Annotated in this window: 15 protein-coding genes and 1 pseudogene; 3 read left to right on the top strand and 13 right to left on the bottom strand. The window is 56.6% G+C overall.

Annotation, left to right across the window (positions count from 1 at the left end):
* Nucleotides 1–11: 11 nt before the first annotated feature.
* The 6 genes from ccoP to LN050_01365 form a co-directional block, all read right to left on the bottom strand.
* On the bottom strand, nt 12–917 hold the full coding sequence (ccoP, locus tag LN050_01390) for a cytochrome-c oxidase, cbb3-type subunit III (GenBank protein ID UFS56557.1): 906 nt from the start codon (nt 915–917) through the stop codon (nt 12–14).
* A gap of 56 nt (nt 918–973) precedes the next feature.
* Nucleotides 974–1,120 (bottom strand): cbb3-type cytochrome c oxidase subunit 3, encoded by a 147-nt coding sequence (locus LN050_01385; GenBank protein ID UFS56556.1) that lies wholly within the window; start codon nt 1,118–1,120, stop codon nt 974–976.
* Between the two features lie 28 nt (nt 1,121–1,148).
* Nucleotides 1,149–1,772 (bottom strand): cytochrome-c oxidase, cbb3-type subunit II, encoded by a 624-nt coding sequence (gene ccoO / locus LN050_01380; GenBank protein UFS56555.1) that lies wholly within the window; start codon nt 1,770–1,772, stop codon nt 1,149–1,151.
* 36 nt (nt 1,773–1,808) lie between these two features.
* The gene (ccoN, locus tag LN050_01375; GenBank protein ID UFS56554.1) at nt 1,809–3,260 is read right to left on the bottom strand and encodes a cytochrome-c oxidase, cbb3-type subunit I; all 1,452 of its coding nucleotides are present in this window, start codon (nt 3,258–3,260) and stop codon (nt 1,809–1,811) included.
* A 166-nt stretch (nt 3,261–3,426) separates the two neighbouring features.
* Nucleotides 3,427–3,567 carry a cbb3-type cytochrome oxidase assembly protein CcoS gene (ccoS, locus tag LN050_01370; protein ID UFS56553.1) on the bottom strand — a complete coding sequence of 47 codons (141 nt, stop codon included), beginning with the start codon at nt 3,565–3,567 and terminating at the stop codon, nt 3,427–3,429.
* Nucleotides 3,568–3,590: 23 nt separating this feature from the next.
* Nucleotides 3,591–4,457, bottom strand: a complete 867-nt coding sequence (locus tag LN050_01365) for an MBL fold metallo-hydrolase (protein UFS56552.1) — start codon at nt 4,455–4,457, stop codon at nt 3,591–3,593.
* Between the two features lie 149 nt (nt 4,458–4,606).
* Here LN050_01365 and LN050_01360 point away from each other — a divergent pair, with 149 nt between their 5' ends.
* Nucleotides 4,607–6,304 carry a TIGR01244 family phosphatase gene (locus LN050_01360; protein ID UFS56551.1) on the top strand — a complete coding sequence of 566 codons (1,698 nt, stop codon included), beginning with the start codon at nt 4,607–4,609 and terminating at the stop codon, nt 6,302–6,304.
* Nucleotides 6,305–6,345: 41 nt separating this feature from the next.
* The gene (gene sulP, locus LN050_01355) at nt 6,346–8,073 is read left to right on the top strand and encodes a sulfate permease (protein UFS56550.1); all 1,728 of its coding nucleotides are present in this window, start codon (nt 6,346–6,348) and stop codon (nt 8,071–8,073) included.
* A gap of 51 nt (nt 8,074–8,124) precedes the next feature.
* On the opposite strand, the gene LN050_01350 is transcribed toward sulP, so the two are convergent.
* The 7 genes and pseudogenes from LN050_01350 to lgt form a co-directional block, all read right to left on the bottom strand.
* Nucleotides 8,125–9,702, bottom strand: a complete 1,578-nt coding sequence (locus LN050_01350; protein UFS57289.1) for a cation:proton antiporter — start codon at nt 9,700–9,702, stop codon at nt 8,125–8,127.
* A gap of 79 nt (nt 9,703–9,781) precedes the next feature.
* Nucleotides 9,782–9,931: a FeoB-associated Cys-rich membrane protein gene (locus LN050_01345; GenBank protein UFS56549.1), complete on the bottom strand. Its 150-nt coding sequence runs from the start codon at nt 9,929–9,931 to the stop codon at nt 9,782–9,784.
* A gap of 21 nt (nt 9,932–9,952) precedes the next feature.
* Nucleotides 9,953–11,848 carry a ferrous iron transporter B gene (locus LN050_01340; protein ID UFS56548.1) on the bottom strand — a complete coding sequence of 632 codons (1,896 nt, stop codon included), beginning with the start codon at nt 11,846–11,848 and terminating at the stop codon, nt 9,953–9,955.
* Nucleotides 11,845–12,108, bottom strand: coding sequence for a ferrous iron transport protein A (locus LN050_01335; GenBank protein ID UFS56547.1), 264 nt, complete (start codon nt 12,106–12,108; stop codon nt 11,845–11,847). Before LN050_01335 ends, LN050_01340 begins: the two co-directional genes overlap by 4 nt.
* A 268-nt stretch (nt 12,109–12,376) precedes the next feature.
* A pseudogene (locus LN050_01330) lies at nt 12,377–14,386 on the bottom strand (cation-translocating P-type ATPase).
* A gap of 189 nt (nt 14,387–14,575) precedes the next feature.
* Nucleotides 14,576–15,382, bottom strand: a complete 807-nt coding sequence (locus tag LN050_01325) for an enoyl-CoA hydratase-related protein (GenBank protein UFS56546.1) — start codon at nt 15,380–15,382, stop codon at nt 14,576–14,578.
* Between the two features lies 1 nt (nt 15,383).
* Entirely contained in the window at nt 15,384–16,193 is an 810-nt protein-coding gene (lgt, locus tag LN050_01320) for a prolipoprotein diacylglyceryl transferase (GenBank protein ID UFS56545.1), read from the bottom strand.
* A 105-nt stretch (nt 16,194–16,298) separates the two neighbouring features.
* Between lgt and ilvD the strand changes: the two genes are divergently transcribed.
* Nucleotides 16,299–17,993, top strand: a complete 1,695-nt coding sequence (gene ilvD / locus LN050_01315) for a dihydroxy-acid dehydratase (protein UFS56544.1) — start codon at nt 16,299–16,301, stop codon at nt 17,991–17,993.
* Nucleotides 17,994–18,076 lie beyond the last annotated feature (83 nt).

Below are 18,076 nucleotides of genomic sequence, written 5' to 3'. Positions count from 1 at the left end.
AACGATTGTTTTTATTTACTGGCGTTACTCATATTCCACACATAAGCTGTGAGCACATGAATTTGGTCGTCACTGAGCTTGGCGCCCTGGGCGGGCATGATGTTGTGCTTGCCTTTATTCACCATGCTCACCACATGATCAACCCCCCAGCCATGCAACCAGATATCGTCGGCGAGGTTGGGCGCACCCAGTGCGGTGTTGCCCTTGCCGTCCATACCGTGGCATGCGGCGCAAGATACAAACTTGCTTTTGCCAAATGCTGCCTTGATGGAGTCATGTGGGCTGCCAGACAAGCTCAACACATAGTGCGCCAAATTGGTGACATCCTCGGCCGTACCAACAGCTGCAGCCATAGCGGGCATCATGCCTTGGCGACCACCCTTGATACTGGTTTTTATGGTCTCAGGCTCACCGCCGTACAACCAGTCTTTGTCAGTCAGGTTAGGAAAGCCTTTTGAGCCGCGTGCGTCAGATCCATGGCATTGTGCGCAGTTGTTCATAAACAAACGCTCGCCAATCGCGTGGGCTTTGGGGTCTTTAGCCACCGCCTCAACTGGCATGGCGTTAAACGCTGCGTAAATGGGTTCAATGCGTTCTTGGTACTTTTGCACTTCCACGGCATGCTGACCAGTAGACGTCCAACCCAGGCGGCCAGGGTCTGAACCCAGCGTGGGATACAAAAACGCATACAACAAGCCGAACAACACGGTGATGATGAACAAGCCTACCCACCAACGTGGCAGCGGGTTATTCATTTCCTTGAGGTCTTCGTCCCACACGTGACCAGTGGTGTTGTCATCTGCTGGTTTCACTTTGGTGGTGCCGCTAATCCATAGCAACACGACACACAGCAAAATGCTGACCAACGTAATGATGGCAACGTAGTTGGACCAAAAATCGCTAATAAAGTCGCTCATGGCGTACCTCTCTCATGCGCGGGGCAATCACCCACGCGGGTTATCTGTGGATGCGCTTAGTGCGGCGCTTCATCGTCAAAGGGCAGCTTGGCGGCCTCGTCAAAGTCGGCCTTGTTACGTTTAGACCAAGCCCAACCCACGATGGTTAGAAAAGCCAAAAAACACACCACCGTCACGATGGAGCGAATGTCATTGATATCCATAACGCGTGTTCCTGTTGTGTAGCCGGGTTTATTTGAACGATGTGCCCATGACTTGCAAATAAGCCACCACCGCGTCCATTTCGGTAGCACCTTGCACTGCAGCGGCGGCAGCAGCCACCTCTTCATCGGTGTAAGGCACACCCAATGTCTGCATGCCCTTGACGTTGTTGGCCAAGGCTTGAGCGTCCACCTTGGCCGTGTTCAACCACGGGTAAGCAGGCATGTTGGACTCAGGCACCAGGTCACGCGGGTTGTTGAGGTGTATGCGATGCCACTCATCGCTGTAGCGTCCGCCTACGCGCGCCAAGTCTGGACCTGTGCGCTTTGAGCCCCACTGGAATGGGTGGTCATAAACAAACTCGCCAGCGCGTGAATAAGGGCCGTAGCGCAGTGTTTCAGCCTGAAACGGACGAATCATTTGCGAGTGGCAGTTGTAGCAACCCTCGCGAATGTAGACATCACGGCCAGCCAACTGCAGCGGTGTGTAGGGCTTGAGCCCCTCAACAGGCTCAGTGGTTGAGCGCTGAAAAAACAGCGGCACGATTTCCACCAAACCACCCACCGACAACACGATGGTGATGAGGACAATCATTAAGAAGTTGTTGGTTTCGATACGCTCGTGCACGAAACCATTGATTTTGTTATCAGACATGGTGTAGTCGTCCTTGTTCAAATCTGCGTGCCAACGTTAGGCGTGAGCCATACGTGGCGCAGGAATACCCACGGTAGGTATGGCCTTGGCGCGTGCACCAGCCATGCTGGTCATGTAGACGTTCCAAGCCATCACACACATGCCGCCAAAGTACATCAGACCACCCACCAGACGAACCACGTAGAACGGGAACGTAGCCTTTACAGACTCTACAAAGGTGTAGGTCAGACTGCCGTCTGGGTTGATGGAGCGCCACATCAGGCCTTGCATCACGCCGGCGATCCACATCGCGGCGATGTACAACACAATGCCCATGGTGGCCACCCAAAAGTGCACCTCAATGGCCTTGATGGAGTGCATTTGCTTTTGGCCAAACAAACGCGGAATCAGGTAGTACATAGAGCCCATGGTGATAAAGCCCACCCAACCCAACGCACCCGAGTGCACGTGACCAACAGTCCAGTCCGTGTAATGACTCAAGGCATTCACGGTCTTGATAGACATCATGGGGCCTTCAAAGGTAGACATACCGTAAAACGACAGCGACACAATGAGAAAGCGCAGAATCGGATCGTCGCGCAACTTGTGCCAAGCGCCAGACAAAGTCATGATGCCGTTGATCATGCCGCCCCAGCTGGGAGCCAACAGAATGAGTGAAAACACCATGCCCACAGACTGTGTCCAGTCAGGCAAGGCGGTGTAGTGCAAGTGGTGAGGGCCGGCCCACATGTAGGTGAAAATCAGCGCCCAAAAGTGCACGATAGACAAGCGGTAGCTGTAAACCGGGCGGCCTGCTTGCTTGGGGATGTAGTAGTACATCATGCCCAGGAAGCCTGCCGTCAAGAAAAAGCCCACCGCATTGTGGCCATACCACCACTGCACCATGGCATCCTGCACACCGGCATACACCGAGTAAGACTTCATCATGCCAACGGGCAACGCAATGTTGTTGACTATGTGCAGCATGGCCACTGCGATGATGAAAGCACCGTAAAACCAGTTGCCCACATAGATGTGGCTTACCTTGCGAATACCAATGGTGCCAAAAAACACAACCGCGTAGGCGACCCACACCACGGCTATCAGCAGATCAATAGGCCATTCAAGCTCAGCGTATTCGCGAGACTGGGTGTAGCCCAGCGGCAAGGAGATAGCGGCCGCCACAATCACCACCTGCCAGCCCCAAAAAGTGAATTCTGCAAGCTTGTCAGAAATGAGCCGCGTGTGGCAGGTACGCTGCACCACGTAGTAGCTGGTGGCTATAAGCGCTGAGCCACCAAACGCAAAAATCACCGCGTTGGTATGCAAGGGACGCAAGCGCCCGTAACTCAACCACGATATGCCCATATTCAACTCGGGCCAGGTTAATTGGGCGGCGATGATGACACCGACCAACATGCCCACCACACCCCATACGATGGTCATGATGGCGAACTGCCTTACAACACGGTCGTTGTAGGTGGTTGCGTTGACTGCACTCAAAGACATGCAAAACTCCTAAAGCTTGATGCATGTGAGTGTGTACTGGTGAAAACCCTTGGGGGTTGACATAAGTCAAGCGCGCCCGTGTTGTGAACAAAAAAGCCCAGAAACACTGGGCTCTCAAGCTGGTTTGTCGTGGACAAACGAGCGGTCAGAGGCCGCCTGTCAGCCTTTAGTCGTCATCACGCAAAATTCGCTCGCCCTCACCTTCCAGATGATCAAACTGCCCGCTGTGCAGCGCCCAGCCAAACAGCGCGATGATGACCAGCACTAGCGCAACCGAGATGGGAACCAACAAGTACAGGATGTCCATACGGTGTGAGTGTAGCGCGGTGATTACAGGGCGTTAAGCGGAATTTTGGCGTAAGCAATGCCATTGGCTTCAGCTGGAGGCAACTCACCTGCGCGAATATTGATTTGCACCGCTGGCAGTATCAGCACAGGCATGGCCAACGTGGCATCACGTGCTGTGCGCATCACCACAAACTCGGCTTCGCTGATGCCGTCATGAACATGGATGTTGCCCTCGCGCTGCGCCGCAACAGTCGTCTCAAACGCCACATCGCGCCCGTTTGGCGGATAGTCGTGGCACATAAACAAGCGCGTGTCTGCGGGCAAGCTCAATATACGACGGGTTGACGCGTACAAGGTTTTGGCGTCACCGCCAGGAAAGTCACAACGCGCTGTGCCCACGTCGGGCATAAACAGGGTGTCCCCCACAAACACGGCATCACCCAACTGGTAGGCGACGCAAGCGGGCGTGTGGCCAGGCACATAAAGGGCCTTGCCACTCAACGCTCCCACTGCAAACGTCTCGTCTTCGCCAAACAAGTGGTCAAACTGCGCGCCGTTTACAGCAAATTCGGGCTCCAGGTTGAACACGCCTTTGAACGTGCTTTGCACCGTGGTGATGTGCTTGCCAATACCAATTTGCCCGCCCAACTTGGCCTTGAGGTAAGGTGCCGCTGACAAATGGTCTGCATGGGCATGTGTCTCTAGTATCCATTGCACATCCAGGCTGTTGGCACGTACGAAGTCAATCACCGCATCAGCACTGGTGTGGCTGGTGCGTCCCGACTTGTGGTCGTAGTCCAACACAGCGTCAATAATGGCGCAGGGCGTGCCCTGACCCGCATGCACCACGTAAGTCACGGTGTATGTGGCGGCATCAAAAAAGCCGTGAACGATAGGCTTGGGGGTCATGAGCAAGTCCTTTTTGTCGTGTTACCGGTTAAATATCAATTTATTGACATTTACTCTATTGCTAATTTAATGTGGCCACCTTGATTTAGCTCAAGCGCACAAGAACATGTGCGAGCCAACATAACCACAATCATCACTGGAGATCGTTCATGGACATCAAACACCTCAGCACACAGTTGTCAGTTACCCCTCAAATCACGCAAAGCGATTTGACAGCCATTGCTGCTGCAGGCTTCAAGAGCATTGTGTGCAACCGCCCTGACGGTGAAGGGGCTGATCAGCCCACGTTTGTCGAAATAGAGCAAGCAGCCAAGGCCGCAGGGCTGCAAGCAGCCTACCTACCTGCAGACTCAGGCAAAGTGACCGACGACCAGGGCATGGCCTTTGGCCAGCTGATGGCTGAACTGCCTGGCCCCATGCTGGCGTACTGCCGCACAGGCACACGCTGCGCCACCATGTGGGCATTGGCCCAAGCGCCGCACACAGACGCAGCCAGCTTGCTGCACATCACCGCCAATGCCGGGTTTGACTTGTCTGGTTTAGCAACGCGTTTGGCCAACTTGGGTTCGGGTATGCCCGTGGCTGATGGACAAGCGACCACTTCTCCTCGCGAGCTTGTTGAGCCAACACACCAAATCTTGATCATTGGCGGCGGTGCAGCGGGTATTTCTGTTGCCTCCAGCCTGCTGGCGCGCCAACCCAACTTGGACATCGCCATTGTTGACCCAGCCACCGTGCACTACTACCAACCCGGCTGGACCATGGTGGGCGGCGGCATTTTTGACGCCACCACCACCGCGCGCAGCATGGCCAGCGTACTGCCCTCTGGTGTGGTGCATATTCAAGCGGCTGTGGTGTCTTTTGAACCCGAACAAAACGCAGTCACACTGGAGGGCTGCCGCACCCTGCGCTACCAGCAACTCATTGTGTGCCCTGGCCTCAAGCTGAACTGGGATGGCATTGAAGGCTTGAAAGACACGCTTGGCAAAAACGGGGTGACATCCAACTACCGCTATGACTTGGCCCCCTACACCTGGGAGCTGGTGCAAAACCTGAAGCGTGGCAAAGCCATATTCACGCAGCCGCCCATGCCTATCAAGTGTGCAGGCGCGCCACAAAAGGCCATGTACTTGTCGTCAGACCACTGGCGCCGCAGCGGTGTGCTAAACGACATTGACATTGACTTTTGTAACGCCGGTGGCGTGCTGTTTGGCGTGGCGGCTTACGTGCCTGCGCTAATGGAATACGTTGAGACATACGGCATCAACTTGCGGTTTAACCGCAACTTGGTGGCTGTAGACGGCACCACCAAGCAGGCCACATTCAAGCAGACCAAAGCAGACGGTGAAGTTGAAACCGTCGTGCAGGACTTTGACATGCTGCACGTGGTGCCGCCACAAACTGCACCCGACTTTATCCGCCAAAGTCCATTGGCAGACGCTGCAGGCTGGGTAGACATTGACCCTGCCACCATGCGCCACAAACAGTTTGCCAACGTGCACGCACTGGGCGACGTGGGCAACACCACCAACGCCAAAACCGCCGCCGCTGCGCGCAAGCAAGCACCCGTGGTTGCACACAATGTGCTGGTGGCGTTGGGCAAACTGAAGGGCCAGGCGCACTACGACGGCTACGGGTCATGCCCGTTAACGGTAGAGCGCGGCAAGATTGTGCTGGCGGAGTTTTTGTACGGCGGCAAAGTGGCACCCAGCTTCCCCAGCTGGTTGATTGACGGCACCAAGCCATCCGCGTTGGCATGGTATCTGAAAGAGCGCATCTTGCCGCCGTTGTACTGGAACGCCATGCTCAAAGGTCGCGAGTGGCTAGCTGGCCCTGCGATTAAGTAAACAAACATTCAACAAACCAACTACCAATACCCCTCAACCGTATGAAACTGCCTGCCCTCATTGCCTTACCCGTATTGGACTGGGGGCGACGCTACGACCGTGACACCTTGGTGCGTGACCTGGTCGCAGCCGTCATTGTCACCATCATGCTCATACCGCAAAGCTTGGCCTACGCCTTGCTGGCGGGTTTGCCGCCTGAGGTGGGTTTGTACGCAAGCGTGGCGCCATTGGTGTTGTACGCCATCTTCGGCACCAGCCGCGTGCTGGCAGTTGGCCCGGTTGCGGTGGCATCTCTGATGACAGCTGCCATTGTCGGAGAGTACGCTGCGGCTGGCACACATGCCTATTGGCTTATTGCCATTACGCTGGCATTTCTGTCAGGCGCCATGCTGCTGGTCATGGGCTTGCTGCGCTTGGGCTTTTTGGCGCAGTTTTTAAGCCACCCCGTTATTTCTGGCTTTATCAGCGCGTCGGGTATTTTGATCGCGGCCAGCCAACTCAAAACCATTTTGGGTATCAAGGCTGAAGGACATAACTTTGTAGACCTGGTGATCAACCTAGCCGCCAACGCTGGCAACAGCAACTGGCGCACCGTGGTCATTGGCTTGAGCGCTACGGTATTTCTACTGTGGGTACGCAAGGGCTTAAAGCCTTTACTCAAGCGGCTTGGCATGGGCGACAAATTGGCAGACATTGCCACCAAAGCAGGACCTGTTGCCGCTATTGTGGCCACCACCTTGCTCACCTGGGGAGCCAACTGGCACGAGCTAGGTGTGGGTATTGTGGGTGTTGTACCCCAGGGCTTGCCACCACTGACCGCCCCGCTACTAGACATGGCGCTGTGGCGCGACCTTGCCATACCGGCGCTACTGATTAGCGTGGTGGGTTTTGTAGAGTCCGTATCGGTGGGGCAAACCTTGGCCGCCAAGCGCCGTCAACGTATTGAACCCGACCAAGAGTTGGTGGCCCTGGGTGCAGCCAATTTGTCGTCCTCTTTTACAGGTGGCTTCCCGGTAACAGGCGGCTTTTCGCGCTCGGTGGTGAACTTTGATGCGGGTGCACAAACGCCTGCAGCGGGTGTCTTTACCGCAGTGGGCATTTTGTTGACCTCGCTGTTACTCACACCAGCGCTGTACTTTTTACCAAAGGCCACCTTGGCCGCCACCATTGTGGTGGCTGTGTTGTCATTGGTTGACCTGGGCATTTTGAAGCGCACTTGGGCCTACTCCAAGCCTGACTTTGTCGCTGTGACACTCACACTGGTGATGACCTTGCTGGCAGGCGTTGAAGTGGGACTGGTGTGCGGCGTAGGTGCCTCACTGGCTTTGTTCGTGCTCAAAACCAGCCGCCCGCACATTGCGACAGTTGGCTTGGTCGCCGGCACAGAGCACTTCAGAAACGTGAAGCGCCACACCGTACAAACAAGCGCCAAGCTTGCCAGCTTGCGCGTCGATGAAAGCCTTTACTTTGCCAACGCCCGCGCGCTTGAGGACTACATCAACGACACCGTGGCCTCAAGCCCCACACTTGAACACGTGGTGCTGCAATGTGCGGCCATCAACACCATAGACGCCAGCGCGCTTGAAAGCCTGGAGGCCATTGACGCCAGACTGAAAGACGCCCAAATCAAGCTACACCTGTCTGAAGTCAAAGGCCCGGTGATGGACCAACTGGGCAAAACTGATTTTTTGCTACACCTGAGTGGACAGGTTTTTTTAAGTCACTACCAGGCCATTGAGACGCTCACGCCTGAGGTGGTTGCACACTAGCCACAGTTGCAGGCATGGTCGCTGTGACTGGGCCATGCACAGCCCACAGGCTTAGGCTTGATCGCCCGCTTGTGGGGTATCCAAAGCATGACGGGCCAGGCCAAAACCAGCTTCAGCGTACATGTTGAAGGCTGGCACATCCAGCTCGGCCAAGTCTTTCACTTCTTCATCAAACCTGGCAATCGCAACCACCGGACAGCTGATACCCGCATCGCGAATTTGCTGGGCTGCATCCAGGTTGCTGTGGTGCATGGGCATGGCCAACACAATCAACGCTTTCGGTTTGCAGGCCTTGATGCCACTCCAGAAGTCAGTATCGGTGGCATCGGCCACACGTACATGCCGCCCCTGTTGTTGGTGGGCAATGGCCTTGTCCGCTATTTGCTCAATACCCAGCACCTTATCTGGCCAGGTGGTGAGCAGCTCGTCATAGGCACCGGAGCCTACGCGCCCCATACCCAACACCAGCACTTGCGCATCACCCGTATCCAGCATGCGGTCAGATGGGTGCAAATTCGACTTTTGAAACCTGTCCCAAAAGCGCTTGAGCTTTTGGTAAGCACTTTCAGAACCCACGCTAAAAGGCGAGGCACATGCGAAGCTGATACTCACTGCTATCGCCACCACAATCAACCAGTCCACGGGCAGCCAGCCCTGCGCCACGCCCAAAGCGGCCACGATCAGGCCGAACTCGGAGAAGTTAGCCAGACTAAGCGACGCAAACAACGAGGTGCGCGCACGCAAGCCGAATCGCACCAAAATGCCGTAGTACAACAGGGTTTTAACAGGCAGCAACACACACAAGGCAAGCGCTGCGAGCACGATTGGCAAGCTGGGCAAGCCTTGCATGCCAATAGACAAGAAAAAGCCCACCAGCATCAACTCTTTAAGGCTGAACAACGACTTGGCCAGCTCGCTGGCCTTTGGGTGGCTGGCAATCAAAACGCCCAGAACCAAGGCGCCCAAATCACCCTTAAGCCCAACCGCGTAGAAATACTCGTAGCCAAAACCCAACGCAAAGAACAAGCCACTCAAAATCAGCAGCTCACCATGGCCAGCAAGGTCTAGCAGCTTAAACATAACGCGGCGCACCATGGGCAACAACAGCAACAGCACGCTTGCCGCCCATATGCTGGGGTACTTACCTTCGCTCACGGCCAAAAACGCCACAGCAAAGATGTCTTGCATCACCAAAATACCAATCGCAACTTTGCCATACAGCGTTGCAATATCGCCTTTGTCCTCCAGGACTTTGACCGCAAACACGGTACTGGAAAATGACAGCGCAAAACCCAAGCCCAGCATGGCGGGCCACGACAACGCAAACAACTCGATGTTGATCAGCCACTGGCCCAGCCAGATAACGCCGGTGAAAAACCCAGTGGACACAGCAATATGCGCCAGCGAGGTACCCCAGATTTCACCTTGCGACAAACTGCGCAGGTCTAGCTTCAGGCCAATGGTGAACAACAGCAGCGTAACGCCCAGATTGGCCACCAACTCTAAGCCGTCAGGCACTTCAAAGCCTGCCATGTTGTAGGCAAAGCCCGCCACCAAAAAACCCACCATAGGCGGCAAGCCGACACGGCTGATCAACACGCCAAAGAAAAATGCAAATCCAACCAGCATGACCAGCAAGGGACACTCCTTACAGCGGGAAGCCGCTTCGTTTAACTCTTCACCACCTGAAAGGTTATCAGATTTGCTATTAATCGCTGTTGGTAGCCGTAGGGCATTGGCAGGTGTCGCAATTGCCACAAGCCGGTGCCTTGCCTGCGCGGCTGCGCAACCAGCGCCTCACAAGGTAAGCAGCCGCGCCCATCACCATCGCACCAACAACCCATTCTTGCCAATCCATAAGGCGCTCCAATGTCTCTATTCACCACGCCAACGCGAGGCGGTAAGTCACCCACGACGCAGCGTAGGCCAGGCCAAACATATACATCGCCATAATGCTTGGCGCGCGCCAGCCACCCAGCTCTCTTTTAACGGTAGCCAAAGTTGCCAGACACTGCGGCGCATACACATACCAAATAAGCAGCGACAACGCTGTGGGCAGCCCCCACGTTTGTGCAATCACTGTACTCAGGGCGCCTTGCACATCTGGCGTTTGCGACAGTGCATAAACGGTGGCCAACGCGCCCACCGCCACTTCGCGCGCGGCCAATCCAGGAATGAGCGCGATGGCAATTTGCCAGTTAAAGCCTATGGGCTCAAACACCACGGCCAAGGCATGACCTATGCGCCCAGCCAAGCTGTACTCGATGGCCGCACCGGTGAATCCCTCTGGTGGGCTGGGAAAAGTAGCCAACACCCACAAAATAATGGTGAGCGACAAAATAATGCCACCCACATTGCGCAAGAAAATACTGGCACGCTGCCACAAGCCAATGGCAATGCTGCGCGGGTCTGGCCAGTGGTAATCGGGCAGCTCCATCATGAGCGCTGAGCTGTACCTGTGCTGGCCAGTCTTGCGTGCAGCCCATTGACCTTGCCACTTCAGCACCAAGGCCACCGCCACGGCGGACACAATGCCTAGCAAGTACAAGCCCAATAACACCAAGCCTTGTACATTCACGCTCAGCCCCAACACGCTCACGCTGCTTGCCGGAACGAATGCACCAATGAGCAAGGCATAAACAGGCAAGCGTGCCGAGCAGGTCATGAGTGGCGCAATCATGATGGTGACCCAACGGTCTCGCGGATTGGACACCGTGCGAGACGCCAAGATGCCAGGAATGGCACACGCAAAGCTGGACAACAATGGAATGAATGAGCGCCCAGACAAGCCCACCCGCCCCATCAAGCCGTCCAGCATGAGGGCTGCCCGTGGCAAATAGCCAGACTCTTCCAGCACCAAAATGAATAAAAACAACACCACAATTTGCGGCAAGAACACCAGCACGCCACCTACACCCGCCACAATGCCGTCTACCAGCAGGCTTTGCAACAAGCCGCTGGGCAGCACGCTGGTTACCAGCTCGCCCACCCAGGCCGTACCGTCTTCTATGAAGCCCATGGGCGCTTCTGCCCACGCAAAAACCGCTTGAAACATCACAAACAACAGGGCCAGCAGCGTCAGGCTGCCACTAACGGGGTTGAGTGCCCACGCATCCAGGCGCTGCGTCCAGACATGGTGGTGCGTTTGCACAGCCACGCCAGCGGCTTGCAGCCACGCCAATGCTTGGGCATCAACAGACAAAGCCATGTTGCTATTGGGTGCGTCTGCCAATGTGCCAGCCCATACGCTGTCGTCGTCCAGGGTTTGCAGCAAGGCGTCCATACCGTCACCTTTGGTACCTACCGTGCCCCGCACAGGTACGCCCAATGCGGCTTGCAACTGGGGCAAGTCCAACTCGCCGGCGTTTGGTAAACGGTCCAGCATGTTGACTACAACCACCACGGGTACAGCTTGCGCGCGCAAGCCTGCCAGCAGGCGCAGACCTCTGCGCAAGCGGGTCGCATCCAGCACACACACCACCAAGTCTGGCTTGGGCTCTCGCAAGCTGGCGCCGCTGATGACATCGCATGCCACGGCCTCGTCGTCGGACGCCGCCACCAGGTCGTAGGTACCCGGTAAATCCACCAGGGTCATGCGCTTACCCAAAGGCGTTTTGACTAGCCCGCGCTTAAGCTCAACCGTAACGCCCGCATAGTTGCCTACTTTTTGGTGGCTACCGGTTAGACGGTTGAACAAGGCCGTCTTGCCGCAGTTGGGGTTACCCAGTAGCGCAGCACGGCGCCTTGACAAGCCGCTCACGTCTATCACGCTCATGACGCCTGCACCAGGTTAACGACATCAACGTGGCGCGCCTCATCTTGGCGCAGCGCAAATGTGGCGTTGCCAATTTGCACCACCAACGGGCCCTGTTTGAGCCAGCTTCGGCGCAGTATACGCACGGCCTCGCCAGTCACAAAACCCAAGGCTTGCAAACGAACACAGGTGTTTGGCTCGCCCGCAAACGCCTTGTTCTCAGCGCTGTTGAGACCAGCCACGCTATGCCACTGGTTAATGGGAATGTTGGTGAGATTCATAACAACAGGAATCATTGACTGACTGCCAGTGTATCTCAAATACGAATGATTCTTATTAGGTTTTATTGATTTAGCGCAATACCATCAATAAAAAGCGCGTCAGTCCATGCACAGCTAAGACCCATTACCAACTACTTGCTCAAGCGCATGGCATTGGCCACCACCACCAGTGAGCTGATCGCCATACCCAAGCCCGCAGCCCAAGGCGCCAGCAAACCACACACGGCCAACGGCACTGCCAACACGTTGTAGCCCAGCGCCCATATCAGATTCTGCTTGACCACGCGCAGGCTGCTGTGGCCGATGCCGTGCACTGTGGCCACATGCAGCAACTGCCCGCCTTGTATGACCACATCAGCACGGTTTTGCACCAAGGCGGCGGCTTGACCCAAGGTGACAGACACGTCGGCTTGCGCCAAGACAGGCGCGTCATTGATGCCGTCGCCCACCATGACCACGCGCTCACCCGCGGCTTGCCACGCCTTGATACGGTCTAGCTTGTCTTGCGGCGACATGGCCGCCTGCACGCTGGCCCAGGACCAAGCCGCGCCATCACTCAAACAACTCGCCACGGCTTGTACCGGACCGCTTTGGTCACCAGATAACAAGCGCAAGCTGAGGCCACGCGCGGCCAACGCATCAAGCGCAGCACGCGCATCCGCGCGCACAGACTCTTGCAAGTCAAAGTGCGCCATTGGCTGACCGTTGCAACTCACATATACGCGCGGCCCTGCCCAAGCACCAATATGCAGCCAGTCCCCCCGGCAAAAGCGGCTGAGCCCAAGCGCCACAGTTGTCCGTTCACTTGCGCCTCAACGCCAGCGCCAGCTTGCTCACGCAAGTGAGCAAGCGCACCTGGCGAGGCAGTGGCACTGACCTCTTCAGCGCCAGCTACAAATCGGTTAATCGCCTTGGAAGACGGGTGCATAGACGTGGCCGCCAAAGCCTGGGCAATAGCAAGCACCTGCGTGCGCTGTGCACCAGCCGCAACATGCGCTTGCTGCACCAGCAGCTGGTCGGTGGTGAGTGTGCCCGTTTTATCAAACACCACGGTGGTGGCGTGGCTGACAGACTCTAGCGCTTGCAAACGACGCAGCAACACGCCGGTTTTGGCCAACCGCCCAGCGCTGGCCAACATGGCCGTCGGCGTGGCCAAGGACAAGGCGCAAGGACAAGTCACTATCAGTACCGACACAGCAATAGCCAACGCCTGGGCTGGTGCCACTGTCCACCAATAAACGGCGGTGGCTGTGGCCAGCAGCAATACCACCACCAAGAAAGGAGCGGCCATACGGTCAGCCAGCTGCGCCAAGCGCGGCTTGTCAGTGGCTGCGCGCTCCATCAGCGCCACGATATGGGCAAACCGGGTGTGCGTGCCCAGCTGCGTAACCCGCATACGCAGGGCCTGTCCCACGTTGATAGAACCCGCCACCAGCGTATCGCCAAGCGATTTGTGCACAGGCGTGGACTCACCGGTTAGCAAGGCCTCGTCCGTGGTCGCCTGCTCGCTCAGCAGCACACCATCGGCGGGCAAGGCTTGACCCACTGCGATTTGCAGCACATGGTCCAAGCGCACGTTGCGGCTGGACAAACGCTGCCATTCGCCGTTGGCCGTTTGCACCAGCACCGAGTCCGGCAAGCGGTGAGCAATGGCGTCCAATGCACCAGCCGTTCGGTCTCTGGCTTTGAGCTCCCAATAGCGGCTGCACAGCAAGAAAAATACAAACATGGTGAGCGAGTCAAACCACACCTCTGCGCCCCAGACACCGTCGGGATTGAACGTGGCCGCCACACTCACCGAGAACGCCACTGCAATGCCAATGCTCACAGGCGTATCCATACCTATGCGCAATTGCCTGGCATCACGCCATGCCACCGTAAAAAAAGTTTGCGCCGCAAACAACAGCACCGGCAAGGTCAACACCAAACTGGCCCAGCGCAGCAGCTGCTCAATGTCTGGCGGTATGTCACCTGGCTCTGCGACATAAGCAGGCCATGCATACATCATCACTTGCATGGTGCAAAAACCCGCTACAAACAACCGCCATAAAGCGCGCCTGCTGGTTTTCATACGCTCTGTCAGGCTTAGCGCATCGCGCGCTGGTAACAGGCGGTAGCCCTTGTCACCAACCGCTTTGGCCCAGGTTGACACATTGGTAGCGCCAGGATTCCAGTACACAGTGACGCGCCTGGTGGCCGCGCTGACTTCTACGCCCTCTATACCCTCAACGCGCTCAACAGCGGCGGTTACGGCGTCTGCGCAGGCAGCGCAGTACATACCTTGCACCACCAGCACTGAACACGCTTGCTGGCGGGTAGAACCGTCCGGCAGTGTCACCTCTGCCAACTGTGTAAAGGCACTTTGCTCGACGTTGTCGTCAAGGCTTGCAAAGTCATCGTCAACCGTGAGTGGGCCCTGATGGCCCTCGCCCCAGCGCCAAGTGGTATCTGCGGATGCCGCCATGTTTTAAAACTGTGCTGGCCGCTTGGCCAGGAAAGCGGCTATGCCTTCGCGGTGCTGCTCAGAGTTGGCATAGGCATACGCACTGCCGACTGACTGCGCCACACCCACAGCCTGCTGCAACGCCTGCGGCCACAAGGCACGCAGGCCTTTCTTGTTGAGCCGTGCCGCTTGCGGCGACAACGCGCTCAGGCGTTGCACCGCTTTGTCTACCGCAGCAGCCAGCTCTGCATCAGCACACACCTGCGCCAAAAAACCGGTGTGGTGTAGCTGTGTGGCACTGTAAGAGGCTGCTTGCAGCAATATGTTGCGCACTACCGCGTCTCCGACAGCATGGGCAACAACAGCGGCCTCTTTGGGTGCCATGGGAAAACCCAGCTTGGCGATGGGCGCGCCAAACATCGCCGCACTACTGGCAATGCGAATATCTGCACAGCTTGCCATCTCCAGGCCTGCGCCCATACAAGTGCCATTGATATGCGCCACCACGGGCAAGTCACAGGCCAATATGGCACGCAAGCCCGGCCACACCTGTTGCTCATGAAAGTAGGCAAGCGTGTCTTCTTGGAACCTGAAGCTGGCGTATTCACTGATATCGCCACCGGCACAAAATGAAAGCCCGTCAGCGTCGCCCACCAGCTCTACCACGCGTGCCTGTGGGGTCTTGGCGATAGCCTCAAACACAGGGGGCAGTTGCTCCCACATGGCGCAAGTCATGGCATTCATGCGGGCCTTGTTGCTGATAGTGACCCTCGCCAGCCAAGGCCGGGGCCAGCTTAAAGCCACAGAGGCGCTGATTGAAGCCGTGTTCATGTCAAGGCAAGTTTTTCTTGCTGGCCCACACCATCAGCAACGCACCGCCCAACACCATAGGCACGCAAAGCCACTGCCCCATGCTCAGTCCTAAATCAAGAAGGCCTAAATGCGCGTCTGGTTCTCTGAAGTACTCGGCAATAAAACGCAGCACACCGTAGCCCATTAAAAACAGCGCGGACACCTGCCCCAAGGCACGAGGCCTTCGTGCGTACAACCACAGCACCACGAATAGCAACAAGCCTTCCAGCAACAGTTGGTAAATTTGTGAGGGGTGGCGTGGTAAGTCGCCTGCGCCTCTGAATACCATGCCCCAAGGCAGCGATGGGTCGCTCACACGGCCCCACAGCTCACCGTTGATGAAATTACCCAAACGCCCTGCTGCCAGGCCAGTTGGCACGCACGGTGCGATCAAGTCGGTAACACGCAAAAATCGCACACGGCGTGAATAGGCAAACCACATCATGGCTGCCAACACACCCAGCAAGCCACCATGAAAACTCATACCGCCCTGCCATACGGCCAACACCTCCAGTGGGTTGGCTGCGTAATAAGCTGGTTGGTAAAAAAGGCAATAGCCAATACGCCCGCCCAACACCACACCCAGCACGCCTAGAAACAACATATCTTCTACGTCGTTGGTTCGCCAGTCGCGGCCATCGGCCTGCGTTGAAAACGGCTGGTGGTTTAGGCGCGCCCTGCCCAGCAGCACAAACAGGCCAAAAGCCAGCAGATAAGTGAGGCCGTACCAGTGAATGGCCAAGGGGCCAATGGCGATAGCGACAGGGTCAATGTTTGGATGTATCAACATGCAGTGTATTTTGCCCTTAGTCCGAGGCGCTACTCACAAGCCTCTAAAATGGTCCCAAGCGTTAAAGCAACCCCAACCACTTTTACTTCTAAATGTAGGGCCACCATGTCAGAGACAAAAGTCATCAAAGTCAACCGCCGCTCAGCCAACATCACCGAAGGCAAGTCACGCGCCCCCAACCGCTCCATGTACTACGCACTGGGCTACGAAGCGGGTGACTTTAAAAAGCCCATGATTGGCGTGGCCAACGGCCACTCCACCATCACGCCTTGTAACAGTGGCTTGCAAAAGTTGGCTGATGCCGCCGTTGACGGCATTGAGGCTGCAGGCGGCAACGCACAAATTTTTGGCACGCCGACAATTTCTGACGGCATGGCCATGGGCACAGAAGGCATGAAGTACTCGTTGGTCTCGCGTGAAGTCATCTCTGATTGCGTGGAGACATGCGTGCAAGGCCAGTGGATGGACGGCGTGCTTGTTGTAGGCGGCTGTGACAAAAACATGCCTGGCGGCCTCATGGGCATGCTTCGGGCCAACGTGCCAGCGATTTACGTCTATGGTGGCACCATTCTTCCAGGACGCTACAAAGGCCAGGACCTCAACATCGTGAGCGTATTTGAGGCGGTGGGAGAAAACGCCGCAGGCAAGCTCAGCGACCAAGACCTGGAAGAAATCGAAAAGCGCGCCATCCCAGGCACAGGATCATGCGGAGGCATGTACACGGCCAACACCATGTCATCGGCGTTTGAGGCTTTGGGCATTTCACTGCCTTACTCGTCAACCATGGCCAACGTGCACGACGAAAAGGTCGAGTCGGCCAAAGAGTCTGCCCGCGTGTTGGTAGAAGCAGTAAAAAAAGACATCAAGCCACGCGACATCGTGACGCGCAAGTCGATTGAAAACGCCGTGGCCGTCATCATGGCCACTGGTGGCTCAACCAACGCCGTGCTGCACTTCCTGGCCATTGCACACACCGCAGGCGTGGAGTGGAGCATTGATGACTTTGAGCGCGTGCGCCAGCGCACACCCGTGTTATGCGACTTAAAGCCAAGCGGTAAAGCATTGGCTGTTGATCTGCACAAGGCCGGTGGCATCCCGCAAGTCATGAAGATTCTGCTCAATGCAGGCTTGCTGCACGGAGACTGCATCACCATCACCGGACAAACCATTGCCGAGGTACTCAAAGACGTACCAGATGCACCAGCCGAGCAAGGCGTGATTCACACCATTGAAAACGCCATGTACAAGCAAGGCCACCTGGCCATTCTCAAGGGCAACCTCTCCCCCGAGGGCGCTGTGGCCAAAATTACCGGTCTCAAAAACCCCACTATCACAGGCCCTGCGCGCGTATTCGACGACGAGCAGTCTGCCCTGGAAGCCATTTTGGCCGGCAACATCAAGGCTGGCGACGTGATGGTGCTGCGCTACCTGGGTCCCAAAGGCGGCCCTGGCATGCCTGAAATGCTGGCCCCCACGGGTGCGCTGATTGGTGCTGGTTTGGGAGAGTCTGTAGGCCTCATCACCGATGGCCGCTTTTCTGGCGGCACCTGGGGCATGGTCGTAGGCCACGTGGCGCCAGAGGCAGCCGCTGGTGGCAACATTGCGCTGGTACAAGAGGGCGACAGCATCACCATAGACGCCATAGACCTGAAGCTTGAAATGCACGTCAGCGACGACGAGCTGGCCAAACGCCGCGCCAACTGGACTGCACCGGCGCCACGCTACACACGCGGCGTGCAAGCCAAATTTGCCTTCAACGCCTCCAGCGCCAGTAAAGGGGCTGTTCTGGATAATTTTTAAAGTCTATCAACCACTGTGGCCTTTCAGCACAAGGTCGGTAAAAGCAGTGGCTTGTGTGTCAAACTCTTGATCTGACCATTCAC

The sequence above is a fragment of the Comamonadaceae bacterium M7527 genome (assembly GCA_021044545.1).
Lineage (GTDB): Bacteria > Pseudomonadota > Gammaproteobacteria > Burkholderiales > Burkholderiaceae_C > RS62.
This window is presented reverse-complemented; position numbering and strand designations above follow the sequence as displayed.

What these genes read in the sequence shown, in the direction of transcription:
- ccoP (UFS56557.1), bottom strand. Translation starts at nt 917, where the DNA reads ATGAGCGACTTTATTAGCGATTTTTGGTCCAACTACGTTGCCATCATT.
- LN050_01385 (UFS56556.1), bottom strand. Translation starts at nt 1,120, where the DNA reads ATGGATATCAATGACATTCGCTCCATCGTGACGGTGGTGTGTTTTTTG.
- ccoO (UFS56555.1), bottom strand. Translation starts at nt 1,772, where the DNA reads ATGTCTGATAACAAAATCAATGGTTTCGTGCACGAGCGTATCGAAACC.
- ccoN (UFS56554.1), bottom strand. Translation starts at nt 3,260, where the DNA reads ATGTCTTTGAGTGCAGTCAACGCAACCACCTACAACGACCGTGTTGTA.
- ccoS (UFS56553.1), bottom strand. Translation starts at nt 3,567, where the DNA reads ATGGACATCCTGTACTTGTTGGTTCCCATCTCGGTTGCGCTAGTGCTG.
- LN050_01365 (UFS56552.1), bottom strand. Translation starts at nt 4,457, where the DNA reads ATGACCCCCAAGCCTATCGTTCACGGCTTTTTTGATGCCGCCACATAC.
- LN050_01360 (UFS56551.1), top strand. Translation starts at nt 4,607, where the DNA reads ATGGACATCAAACACCTCAGCACACAGTTGTCAGTTACCCCTCAAATC.
- sulP (UFS56550.1), top strand. Translation starts at nt 6,346, where the DNA reads ATGAAACTGCCTGCCCTCATTGCCTTACCCGTATTGGACTGGGGGCGA.
- LN050_01350 (UFS57289.1), bottom strand. Translation starts at nt 9,702, where the DNA reads ATGCTGGTTGGATTTGCATTTTTCTTTGGCGTGTTGATCAGCCGTGTC.
- LN050_01345 (UFS56549.1), bottom strand. Translation starts at nt 9,931, where the DNA reads ATGGATTGGCAAGAATGGGTTGTTGGTGCGATGGTGATGGGCGCGGCT.
- LN050_01340 (UFS56548.1), bottom strand. Translation starts at nt 11,848, where the DNA reads ATGAGCGTGATAGACGTGAGCGGCTTGTCAAGGCGCCGTGCTGCGCTA.
- LN050_01335 (UFS56547.1), bottom strand. Translation starts at nt 12,108, where the DNA reads ATGAATCTCACCAACATTCCCATTAACCAGTGGCATAGCGTGGCTGGT.
- LN050_01325 (UFS56546.1), bottom strand. Translation starts at nt 15,382, where the DNA reads ATGAACACGGCTTCAATCAGCGCCTCTGTGGCTTTAAGCTGGCCCCGG.
- lgt (UFS56545.1), bottom strand. Translation starts at nt 16,193, where the DNA reads ATGTTGATACATCCAAACATTGACCCTGTCGCTATCGCCATTGGCCCC.
- ilvD (UFS56544.1), top strand. Translation starts at nt 16,299, where the DNA reads ATGTCAGAGACAAAAGTCATCAAAGTCAACCGCCGCTCAGCCAACATC.